Source organism: Aeromonas sp. Y289-2, assembly GCF_027705925.1.
Lineage (GTDB): Bacteria > Pseudomonadota > Gammaproteobacteria > Enterobacterales > Aeromonadaceae > Aeromonas > Aeromonas veronii.
The window spans coordinates 37,701-49,239 of sequence record NZ_JAPDCH010000008.1 but is presented as its reverse complement, the minus strand read 5'-3'; the positions used below and the strand labels follow the sequence as shown (position 1 = coordinate 49,239).

Genomic DNA, 11,539 nt, shown 5'->3' with positions numbered 1-11,539 from the left:
CAAAAAATACCAGTCTGTTTAATTGGTTACGATTTTGTGGTGAATAAGTAAACAGGGTTTGGATTTTAATTAGTCGTTAAAACTTATATAGTGGGGAGCACCCTACGGGGTGTCCCGCAAGGACGATCGCCGCGAGCGTGGGCGAACCCCAAAAAAAGACCAAAGAGGAATTAGTCGTGCTTGAAACATACCGTAAACACGTCGCAGAACGTGCCGCCGAGGGCGTGGTTGCCAAACCTCTGGATGCAGAGCAGGTCGCCGCCCTGGTTGAGCTGCTCAAGAACCCGCCCGCTGGCGAAGAAGACTTTCTGAAAGAGCTGTTGTCCTCCCGTATTCCCCCCGGTGTTGATGAAGCGGCCTATGTCAAAGCCGGTTTCCTCACCGCCGTCGCCAAGGGTGAAGCCCACTCTCCCATCCTGACTGCCGCCGAAGCCGTTGAACTGCTGGGCACCATGCAGGGTGGTTACAACATTCAACCGCTGATCGACCTGCTGGATCACGCCACCCTGGCGCCGCTTGCCGCCAAGGGGCTCTCCCACACCCTGCTGATGTTCGACTCCTTCCATGACGTGGAAGAGAAGGCCACGGCGGGCAATGTCCACGCCAAGCAAGTGATGCAATCCTGGGCTGATGCCGAGTGGTTCCTCTCCCGCCCGGAGCTGGCCGAGAAGATCACCGTCACCGTGTTCAAGGTGACCGGCGAAACCAACACCGACGATCTCTCGCCGGCACCGGACGCCTGGTCCCGCCCGGATATTCCGCTGCACGCGCTGGCGATGCTGAAAAACGCCCGTCCCGGTATCACCCCCGACAAGGATGGCGCCATTGGCCCCATCAAGACCATCGATGCCCTGAAAGAGAAGGGTTTCCCGCTGGCCTATGTGGGTGACGTGGTCGGTACCGGTTCTTCCCGTAAATCCGCCACCAACTCGGTGCTCTGGTTTATGGGCGACGATATTCCGTTCGTGCCGAACAAGCGCGCTGGCGGCGTTTGCCTGGGGGGCAAGATTGCCCCGATCTTCTTCAACACCATGGAAGATGCTGGCGCTCTGCCCATCGAAGTGGACGTCTCCAAGCTGGAAATGGGCGATGTGATCGACATCTACCCCTATGCCGGCAAGATCTGCAAACACGGCACCGAACAGGTGCTGGCGCAGTTTGAACTGAAAACCGACGTGCTGATCGACGAAGTGCGCGCCGGTGGCCGTATCCCGCTGATCATCGGTCGCGGCCTGACTGACAAGGCCCGCGAAGCGCTGGGTCTGCCGTTCTCCTCCGTATTCCGTCGCCCGCAGCCGGTGGCCGATACTGGCAAAGGTTTCACCCTGGCCCAGAAGATGGTCGGCAAGGCGTGCGGCGTGAAGGGCATTCGCCCGGGCACTTACTGCGAGCCCAAGATGACCACGGTCGGCTCTCAGGACACCACGGGCCCGATGACCCGCGACGAGCTCAAAGATCTGGCCTGCCTCGGCTTCTCCGCCGATCTGACCATGCAGTCCTTCTGCCACACTGCCGCCTATCCCAAGCCCATCGACGTACAGACCCACCACACCCTGCCGGACTTCATCATGAACCGCGGCGGTGTGAGCTTGCGTCCGGGTGACGGCGTCATCCACTCCTGGCTGAACCGCATGCTGCTGCCGGATACCGTGGGTACCGGTGGTGACTCCCACACCCGTTTCCCCATCGGTATCTCCTTCCCGGCGGGCTCCGGTCTGGTGGCCTTCGCCGCTGCTACCGGCGTGATGCCACTGGACATGCCGGAGTCCGTGCTGGTGCGCTTCAAGGGCGAGCTGCAGCCGGGCATCACCCTGCGTGATTTGGTTCATGCCATCCCCTACGCCGCCATCCAGAAAGGGCTGCTGACCGTCGAGAAAGCGGGCAAGAAGAACATCTTCTCCGGCCGCATCCTCGAGATCGAAGGTCTGCCGACCCTGAAGGTGGAACAAGCCTTCGAGCTGGCGGACGCAAGCGCCGAGCGCTCCGCTGCCGGTTGCACCATCAAGCTGGATAAAGAGCCGATCATCGAGTATCTGAAGTCCAACATCGTGATGCTGAAATGGATGCTCTCCGAAGGCTACGGCGACGTTCGCACCATCACCCGTCGCATCAAGGGGATGGAAGAGTGGCTGGCCAACCCGACCCTGATGGAAGCGGACAAGGATGCCGAGTATGCCGAGATCATCGAGATCGATCTGGCCACCATCAAGGAGCCGATCCTCTGTGCGCCGAACGATCCGGACGATGCCCGTCTGCTGAGCGACGTGGCTGGCGACAAGATCGACGAAGTGTTCATCGGTTCGTGCATGACCAACATCGGTCACTTCCGCGCCGCCGGCAAACTGCTCGAGAAGTATCAGGGCGAGCTGCCGACCCGCATGTGGATCGCGCCGCCTACCAAGATGGACAAGGATCAGCTGACCGAAGAGGGCTACTACGGCATCTTTGGTCGCGTCGGCGCCCGCATCGAGATCCCGGGCTGCTCCCTCTGCATGGGCAACCAGGCGCGGGTAGCGGAAGGGGCCTCCGTGGTCTCCACCTCCACCCGTAACTTCCCGAACCGTTTGGGTAAAGGTGCCAACGTCTATCTGGCCTCAGCAGAGCTGGCCGCCGTTGCCGCCATCCTCGGCAAGATCCCGACTGTGGCGGAGTACCTGCAGTACGCCAAGGCGCTTGATGCCACTGCGGCAGATACTTACCGCTACCTCAACTTCAACGAGATCGCCTCCTACACCAAGAAGGCCGATGCGGTGATCCTGCAGCAAGCCGTTTAACGGAGTTCTTGCGCAATTTTCGCGATAAGAAGCCAATAATGCCGCGTATTTACGCGGCATTATTTATTTGTGTGTTATTCACCGTCTTTTTTGAAGATTGTTTGCACGATCCTTGCTAGAGAGATCCAACCACCTGTTTGGTGGTTCGTTTTATAAACGCTTTGGGTTATGTTGTTCGGTTATGTGCGGTAATGATGAGGCATCGTTATCGAGGGAAAGTGGATATCTGTTCACTGGGTGCTTGCGTTGGCAGGCCTGACGAATTGCGGCGTGGTTCTTTATGTTTCTGTTCAGGATCGATCTCTCCCGAACCGGGTTACGCTTCGGCGGTGCCTTGCTGGTCTTTACCCTGCCGCTGCTGGTGGGAGCTTGGCTCATCCACAGCAATTATGTGCAGGAGCTGAAAGCGGAATCCAGCGCCTCGGCACACAAGGCCAGAACCCTGATGGAGTCGATGCTGGATCATGCGGAGCAGGCCAACCGCTCCGTGCTGCCCTTGGTGAATGCTCCCTGTCGCGACAACCTGCTGGTGCTGCGCAAGAAGGTCGCCATCGAGCCTTTCCTGCGTTCGGTCAATCTGGTGCGAAACGGCATCATCAATTGCACCTCGCTGTTTGGTGAGGCCAATGATGCCGATGACGGCTCCATCTACACCGGCCGCAAGCTGCTGCTGATGAGTGGCAACCGGGTGCGGCAAAATCACCCGCTGCTGGTGGTGCGTACCGAGCAGGGCAAGCATGCCGCCTTGAGTGCCATCGACAGTACCCAGCTCAGCTTCATGCTCTCCATGAGCGGAAAATCCAGTGCGCTCTATCTGCAGGTGGGGTCGGCCTGGCTCAATGAGTCTGGCCGCTATCTGAGCGAGGCGCCCACCCTCCATCGCGGGATCAGCCAGGCCCTCACCTCATCCCATTATCCTTTCACCATCCATGCCGGTTATGCCATGCCGGTCTACTGGAAGTCGCTGTGGGCCGCGCGGCACGTGGCGCTGTCGTGGCTGGCGGTTTCCTCGCTTTTGCTGGCCTGGCTGGTGTGGTGGGTGCTGGGGCGCCCCGGCTCGCCAACAGATGAGTTGCGACGCGCCCTGCGGGCCAGGGAGTTTGTTCCCTATCTGCAGCCGCTGATTGCCAGCCACGATGGCAAGATGATGGGCGCCGAGGTGCTGATGCGCTGGGAGCATGTCAATGAAGGGGTGATCCGGCCCGATCTCTTTATTCCGCAAGCGGAGGAGTCGGGACTGATCGTTCCCATGACCACCCATATCATGAAGCAGGTGGCGACAAGGTTGAACCGCTCTCAGGAGCAGTTGCCCGATGGGTTTCATATCAGCTTCAACATCAGCGCCGCCCATTGCCACGATTTTGCCCTGCTGGCCGAGTGCCGCGCCTTCCTCGGGCATTTCCTCCCCGGCAAGGTGGTACTGGTGCTGGAGTTGACCGAGCGGGAGCTGCTGATGTCAGATCCCCAGACCCTCTCCCTGTTCCGCCAGCTGGACGAGATGGGGGTAAAACTCGCCATCGATGACTTTGGTACCGGCCACTCCAGCCTGGCTTACCTGCAGCAGTTTCATGTGGATTACCTCAAGATCGACAAATCCTTTATCGCCCGCATCGGTACCGAGTCGCTCTCGGAACATATCGTGGACAACGTGATCGATCTGGCGACCCGGCTCGGTCTGGCGCTGGTGGCGGAAGGGGTGGAGAGCGAGCGTCAGGCTGACTACCTCAGGGCCAAAGGGGTCGATTATCTGCAGGGGTATCTGTTTGCCCGCCCCATGCCGCTGCGCCAGTTCTGCGAGGAGCTGCTGCTGGAAGAGGCACAAACCCGCCAGCCAGATGGGGTGCGAGGCATCCCGAATGCGACCTGATTTATCGGTGACAGATGGGCGGCCACGCTCCTGTATGGCTGGGTAGGGAAGTGTTCTCTCCCTATCCCCCCTCGAGTGCAGGGGCTTGTTTTTCATGCCTTGCGGCTCGCTTTTCGGTAGAATCAGCGCTCATTTTGACGTCAGTAAAAGATGAGGCGCGGTATGACGGTTCAGTTCCAGGCATTTCACAGCATCAAGGCGATCGGTAATCGGGAGGTGCTGTTCAACTGGTCGAGAACCAATCCCCTTGGGGCGCTGGATCAGGTGTGGCGCCCGAAAAGCCGCGACGAGCTGCAAGCGCTGCTGCGGGAACACCCCGAGCGCAAGCTGCGCCTTATCGGCTCCGGCCTCTCCTTCGAACCCATCCACAGCGTCTATGCCGAGGGTAGCCAGGCGCTGCTGGTGGACTTGCACCACCTGCGCGGCCAGTTGGCGAAAACGGCCGATACCGTGACCTATCAGGCGGGGACGCCGCTCGATACCGTCTATGCCGAGCTGATCGCCATGGAGCGGATGCTTCCCGCATCCCCCGGTGTCATCGGCATCCAGACTCTGGGCGGAGCCCTCAGCACCGGCACCCACGGTCAGGGGCTGCACCAGTCTGCCCTCTGCGATGCGGTGGAGGCGATGACGGTGATGCTGGCCAGTGGCGACATCATCCGGGTGGATCGCACCGATCCGCGCTTCGGCGCCTTCGTGATGGGGATGGGGATGCTCGGCATCCTGCTCGACGTCACCCTGCGCACCGTGCCCAACCGCATTATGCGCTGCACCAAGTTCACCACCGATTACCCCTTCCTCTTGGAGCACAACGAGCGGCTCAACCGCGAGCACGGCTTCGTGAAGAGCTGGTGGTTTGCCTGGACCGGTGAGAGCCACATCTGGCTGGTGGATCCCGCCTCTGATGAGGAGGTGGCCCGCTATCGCGCCGGTGGCAGCGAGCCGCTGCTGCTGGATGGTGATATCGACGCCCGCATGAATGCCACCATTGATGCCACTTTGCAGAAGATGGCGAAAGACACCAAGGATGAGGCGCTGGCCGGTGAGCACTTCGAGACAGTACGCCGCTTCAAGGATGCCTCCGATCTGGTGGGCAACGTCTACCAAATTCTTTGCAAGGGGATCCCGGCCCCCCAGATCAACTGTGAGGTGGCGGTGCCGCTGCATCGGATGAACGAGGCTCTGGAGACCCTGCAAGCGTGGCAGCAGGCCAACCCGGGCGTGCTGCACTACCCCTTTATTCTGCGCTGCACCGGCCCCTCCGAGGCGTGGCTCAGTGCCGCTTACGGCCAGCCGGTCTGCTGGATCGGTTTCCTGGTCTATCTGGCGGCGGACGGCACCTTCGTCAACGGCTCCATGGAGCAGATGCGCGAGCTGCAGCAACTGCTGGCGCCGCTTGGCGGCATTCCCCACTTCGGCAAGCATCTGGCGATGGATCTCTATGACTTCCCGGCCCTGCTGCCGCGCTGGAACGACTTCGTGGCGTTGAAAGCCGAGCTCGACCCCCACGGCCGCTTTGAAAACCGCTGGCTCAGCGACCTGTTTGCCAACCGGTAAGGATCTGACATGACCGATATGCAAGATACCCGTATCCCAGTGACTCTGCTGACCGGCTTTCTCGGCAGCGGCAAGACAACGCTGCTCAACCACTGGGTCAAGCAGCCGGAGCTCGGTGAGTGCGCCGTGTTGATCAACGAGTTCGGCTCGGTGGGGCTGGATCACCATCTGGTGCAACAAGTGGATGAGCAGGTGATGCTGCTCGACTCCGGCTGCATCTGCTGCTCGGTGCAGGGCTCTTTGGTGGAGGCGTTACAGGGGCTCTTTATGAAGGCCATCCAGCGCAAGATCAAACCGTTCAAGCGGCTGATTATCGAGACCACCGGTCTGGCAGATCCTGCCCCCGTGCTCTTTACCCTGCGCGAAGAGGGCTTTATCGCCCAGCGCTACCGCTTCGATGGCACTGTCACCGTGGTGGACGCCGGTCATATCGAGCAGCAGTTGGCGGCCCAGTATGAGGCGGTAAAACAGGTGGCGCTGGCGGATCTGCTGGTGGTGAGCAAAGGCGATCTGGTGGATGGCGAGCAGCTGGCTCGGGTCGAAGCCCAGCTGGCGGCCCTCAATCCGGCGGCCCCGATCCAGCAGGTGACCAATGGCGAACTGTCGCCAGCTGTGCTGGAGAAGCTCGGTGCCTACAACGAAGCGGCGGGGCGCGATGTGCGCCAGCTGCTGGCCTGGCTGCGCACCGAATCCCCCAGGCAGGGGCTGGCGTCACCGATACAACCAAAGATGCAGCCGTTCGCCGCCAAGGTGGGCACAGCTGCGCCCACCCACTTCGAGCACGGCAACATCGAGAGTTTCTCCCTGCGCATCGGCGAGCCGCTCAAACCCTCTCGTTTGCTGGCCGCCATCGATGCGGTGCAGGCCCAATACGGCGATGCCCTGCTGCGCCTCAAGGGGATCTTGCAGCTGGAGGGCGAAAGCCAGCCGGTGGTGATCCACGGCGTCCACGGCCAGCTCTATCCGCTGCAGGCGCTGGGCGACTGGCCGGAGGGCAAGGCCCAGTCCCGACTGGTGTTTATCGTGAAAAGTCAGGACAAGGCCGGTATCGAGCAGCTCTTTATGGCGACCTTAAAGGCCCCCGAGCCCACTCTGGAAGAGCGGCTCAAAGCCATGCTGGGTCAGCCCGACAACTGATCTTGCGCGTTGCAGCTCTCCTGCACCGGGTCAGGACGGCGGCGGTTGAACAACACAAACGCCACCGGCACAAAGTAGAACGAGAGCAGGGTCGCCAGCGCTGTGCCACCGGCGATGGCGATGGCAAAGGGGGGCCAGAAGCCGCCGCCCCCCAGCAATAGCGGGATGAAGCCGCCCACCGTGGTGATGGTGGTTGAGACGATGTGGCGGCTGCAACCGGCCACCAGGTCACGGATCTGCGGCAGATTGCCCTGCTGTGCCAGCGGGTCTGCCTTCAGCTCGGCCAGAATGACGATGGCGGCGTTGATGGCCAGCCCCATCAGTCCCAGCAGGGCGATGATCACCGTAAACCCGAAGGGGTAGCCCAGTAGCCAGACCCACAGCAGGCCGAGCCCCGCCGACTGGATCGCCACCAGGGTGACGATGCCTGCCAGCCGGAACGAGTTGAAGCTGAGCACCAGCACGGTCACCAGCAGCACGGCGACCAGGCTGACATGGGCCATCAGATTGCCCACCGATTCATCCCGCTTGGCGGCTTCCCCGCCAAACTCCAGTCGATAGCCCGGCGGCAATGCCAGCGCCTTGGCGGCCAGCCTCTCTTTTACCTGCTCCAGCACGGTTTGCGGCAGTACGCCGACCGCCAGATAGGCCTCCAGCACATTGACCCGCTCACCATCCCGACGGCTGATCTCCCCCCAGCTTGGCAGCAGCTCGGGAGTGGCCAGCGCCCGCAAGGTGAGATTGGCTGCCCCTTGCTGGCCGGTGCCGGTGAGCGACAGCGGCACATTGAGCAGCGCATCCGGATCCTGACGCAAGGGCTCGGCCAGTCGCACCCGAACCGGGATTGACTCGGTGCCTTCCAGCACAGTGCCGCCCAACCTGCCATCCAGTGCACCCGCCAGCCGGGAGGCAACATCTGTCAGGCTCATGCCTGCCAGTCGGGCGGCCTCCTCATCGACCTGCAACCAGAGTTTGGGTGCCCCTGCCTGCAAGGTGGCGCGGGTCTGCACCACGGCCGGGGTATTGGCGAGCAGACTGCGCAGCTCCTCTCCCAGACGGTGTAGTTGTTCAAGGTCGGGGCCAAACAGCCGCAGCTCGACCGGGGCATTGAAGGGCGGCCCCTGTTCCAGCTTGCGCACCAGGATCTGCGCTTCGGGAAATTTTGCATCGAGCCGCTGCTGCAGTTGTGGAATGAGCCGCTCGGCAGCATCGGCATCCTGCAGGGTGATCATCCCCTGGGCGTAATCGGCCCGCCCCTGTTTTCTGGGTACCAGGTTGTAGTAGAAGCTGGGGGCGTTGTCGCCCACCACCCAGTCTTGGCGAACCAGCTCGGGGAGGCTGGCCAGCTCGGCGGAGATCCCCAGTGCCAGCTCGCGAGTGCGCGCCAGGCTCGCCTGTGGGGAGAGGCTGGCCTCGATGTGGATCATGTCCCGGTCGGCAGGGGGAAAGAACTGTTCGGTGAGGCGGCCCGCCACCCAGAAACCGAGCAGGGGCAGCAGACTGACCAGCAGCAGGGTACGCCAGGGGTGAGCCAGCGCCATGGCGATGCTCTGCTGGAAACGGACGCTCACCCGGGGCAGGTGCAAGCCATCCTGATACCAGCGTCCCCCCTGATCACTGCCAATCCAGCGGGCTGCGAGGCCAGCCACCAGGGTGTGGGCGATGAGGTAGGAGCCCAGCAGCGAACAGATCACCGCCCAGGCGATGCCGCCGACAAACTCGCCCGCCGGGCCCGGCATCAGAATGATCGGCATAAAGGCGAGCATGGTGGTGAGGGTGGAGCCCAGCAGTGGTAGCCAGAGGTGGCCGATGGCTTCCAGTGCGGCGGCACTCATGGCCATGCCGTGGCGGCGCTGATACTGCACCCGATCCGCCATGACGATGGCGTTGTCCACCATGATCCCGAGCGCCACCACCAGACCGGTGACCGACATCTGGTGAATGGGCAGATTGATCAGGTTCATGCAGGCGAATGAGAACGCCACGGTAAGCGGCAGCGACAGGGCCACGATAATGGCGGCCTTGACTCCCAAGGTCACCAGCAGCACGACCACTATGATGAGAAAACCCTGCACAATGTTGATGAGCAGGGTGTCGAGCCGCTGATCGGTATAACGCTGCTGATCGAAGCTGGTGACGAGGCCTATATTATCCGGCAAGTCCTGTTCCAGCTGGGCCAGCATGGTATCGACCCGTGCCGACCAGAGGTCGATGCGGTGATCCTGTGCCATGCGCAGGCCGACCACCACGGCCCGTTCACCATTGGCAAAGGCCAGCTGACTCTCCGGCTGGTGCAGGGTACGTCTTACCTCGGCCAGATCGCCAAGGCGCAGGGTCTGCCCCTGCTCGCCGGTACGCAGCGGGATCTGGCGGATCCGCTCCAGGGTATCGAGGGCGCCACGGATCTCCACCTGAAAGCGATTGTGGCTGCCTTGCAACTCCCCGGCGGCCACTTTGGCATCGGCACCGCTCAGCGCCTGGGCAAGCTGTTCGCCACTCATGCCGCTGGCACTGAGGGCGAGGGGATCGAACCGTACTTCGATCTCCTCCTGCGGTGCCCCGACCCGCTCGACGTATTCGGTGCCCGGCAGCTGGCGAGCCCGGCGTTCCAGCTCGGCGCTGTAGCGGGCGAGGCGATCCAGCTGCGGCTGGCCCGGCCCATGCCAGACCACATTGACCAGCCGGGTGAAGGGGTAGCCCTTCTCGTCATCCAGCTTGGGGGCACTGGCGCCGGCTGGCAGCCCGGCGGCAAGATCTGCCAGCCGATCACGGACTCTGGACCAGACGGGCTCGACATCGCTGACCTCATCCTTGAGCTCCAGATTGATGATGGAGAGACCGGGGCGAGAGCTCGACTCGATCAGCTTGATCTCGCTCTGGGCCCGCAGCCGGTTCTCGATGGGCTCGCTCACCAGCGCCTCCACCCGCTCGGCACTGGCCCCGGGGAAGTGGGTAACCACGCTGGCAAAACGGCTGGTGAGCTGGGGATCTTCGGTTCTGGGCAGGGTCTGCAATGCCGCAAGGGCGGCCGTCAGCAGCAGCGCGACCGTCAATAGCAGCAGGCGGCCATTTTCGATAAACGGGCGGATCATGACTGTGGCTCCGGATGCGCCGCCTGATGATCCACGCTGGTGGTCAGGGTGACCTGCTGGCCCGGCACCAGTTTATGCAGGCCATCATTCACCAGCTGTTCTTGTCCGTTCAGGGCACCACTGATCCAGGCCCGCTCGCCATCTTGCTGCAGCAGGGTGACGTCCCGACTGACCACTCGGGGTGGCGTTTCGTCGTTGAGCAGATAGAGGGTCCAGCTGCCGCGCAATCCCTGGGTCAGCGCGGTGAGCGGCACCTCGTAGGCGCGGGTGGGCTCGCGGGTCTGATGCAACAGGGTGATCAGTTGCCCCTCTGCCAGTTGTTCGCCACCCCGGGTCAGCTGGAAGCGGGCGGTGCGGGTGTGGGTCTGCCCGTCCACTTGAACCCCCAGATTAAGCAGGCGCCCCTCCAGTGATTGCTCCCCGCTTTGCAGGGGGTAGTGTTGGCCGACGATCAGGGACTCGGCCTGTTTCACCGGTACGCCGATATCGGCCTCCCACTGGCCGCTGCGGGTCAGGGAGAAGAGAGGCTGGCCTGCGGCCACCACGGCCCCCAATGCCTGCTCGCGGCTGACTACGATTCCGTTGAAGGGGGCGCGCAGCTGTGATTTCTCCTGTTTGACCCGGTTGGCTTCGAGGGCGGCGGCCAGCTGGTTGGCGCTTGCCTCCAGCATGCGGACTTTGCCTTGCTGTTCATCCAGCGCCTGACGGGAGCTGAACTGCTGCTGGCGCAGGGCGGTGAGTCGATCGAGCGTCTGCCGGGCAAGAGTCAGCTCGGCCTCGTTTTGGGCTGCCCGGGCGGCCAGTTCTTTGGCTTCCACTTCCAGCAGCCGGGTGTCCAGTGTGGCGAGCAGTTCGCCGGCTGCGACCGGCTCTCCCCGTCCCTTGTGCAGGGTGGCGATCCGCCCTGCCAGCTCGAAGCCTATCTGGCTGTGCTCGGGGGCGATCACCCGGCCATTGAAGCGGTGTAGCACCGGGTAGTGATCGCTGGCTTGCAGCGGCTGGGCGATCACCCGGGTCAGGGCGGGTGTTTCTTCTGACTCTGTGACCGGGCTGCAGCCACTCAGTAACAGCGCCAGCAGGATTAAGCAAAGTGTCATGACATCATCCTCTGG

General features: G+C 62.4%; 6 protein-coding genes. 4 read left to right on the top strand and 2 right to left on the bottom strand.

The window, feature by feature from the left end; all coding sequences use genetic code 11:
* Positions 1–176: 176 nt before the first annotated feature.
* From acnB to OKC43_RS13150, 4 genes are all read left to right on the top strand, one after another.
* Positions 177–2,774, top strand: a complete 2,598-nt coding sequence (gene acnB, locus OKC43_RS13165) for a bifunctional aconitate hydratase 2/2-methylisocitrate dehydratase (RefSeq protein WP_236271776.1) — start codon at positions 177–179, stop codon at positions 2,772–2,774.
* Positions 2,775–3,054: 280 nt separating this feature from the next.
* Complete coding sequence (locus OKC43_RS13160) at positions 3,055–4,641, top strand: EAL domain-containing protein (RefSeq protein WP_236271777.1); 1,587 nt, start codon at positions 3,055–3,057, stop codon at positions 4,639–4,641.
* A gap of 162 nt (positions 4,642–4,803) precedes the next feature.
* Positions 4,804–6,198, top strand: coding sequence for a D-arabinono-1,4-lactone oxidase (locus OKC43_RS13155; RefSeq protein ID WP_151286540.1), 1,395 nt, complete (start codon positions 4,804–4,806; stop codon positions 6,196–6,198).
* 9 nt (positions 6,199–6,207) lie between these two features.
* Positions 6,208–7,335, top strand: a complete 1,128-nt coding sequence (locus tag OKC43_RS13150) for a CobW family GTP-binding protein (protein ID WP_236271778.1) — start codon at positions 6,208–6,210, stop codon at positions 7,333–7,335.
* Here OKC43_RS13150 and OKC43_RS13145 read toward each other — a convergent pair.
* The gene (locus OKC43_RS13145) at positions 7,320–10,427 is read right to left on the bottom strand and encodes an efflux RND transporter permease subunit (protein ID WP_236271779.1); all 3,108 of its coding nucleotides are present in this window, start codon (positions 10,425–10,427) and stop codon (positions 7,320–7,322) included. The genes OKC43_RS13150 and OKC43_RS13145 overlap by 16 nt on opposite strands.
* A complete protein-coding gene (locus OKC43_RS13140) occupies positions 10,424–11,524 on the bottom strand; it encodes an efflux RND transporter periplasmic adaptor subunit (RefSeq protein WP_236271780.1) in 1,101 nt (366 codons plus the stop codon). Before OKC43_RS13140 ends, OKC43_RS13145 begins: the two co-directional genes overlap by 4 nt.
* Between the last annotated feature and the right edge of the window lie 15 nt (positions 11,525–11,539).

Excerpts from the sequence above, each read along its gene's own strand:
- OKC43_RS13160 (WP_236271777.1), top strand. The coding sequence starts at position 3,055 with ATGTTTCTGTTCAGGATCGATCTCTCCCGAACCGGGTTACGCTTCGGC.
- OKC43_RS13155 (WP_151286540.1), top strand. The coding sequence starts at position 4,804 with ATGACGGTTCAGTTCCAGGCATTTCACAGCATCAAGGCGATCGGTAAT.
- OKC43_RS13150 (WP_236271778.1), top strand. The coding sequence starts at position 6,208 with ATGACCGATATGCAAGATACCCGTATCCCAGTGACTCTGCTGACCGGC.
- OKC43_RS13145 (WP_236271779.1), bottom strand. The coding sequence starts at position 10,427 with ATGATCCGCCCGTTTATCGAAAATGGCCGCCTGCTGCTATTGACGGTC.
- OKC43_RS13140 (WP_236271780.1), bottom strand. The coding sequence starts at position 11,524 with ATGACACTTTGCTTAATCCTGCTGGCGCTGTTACTGAGTGGCTGCAGC.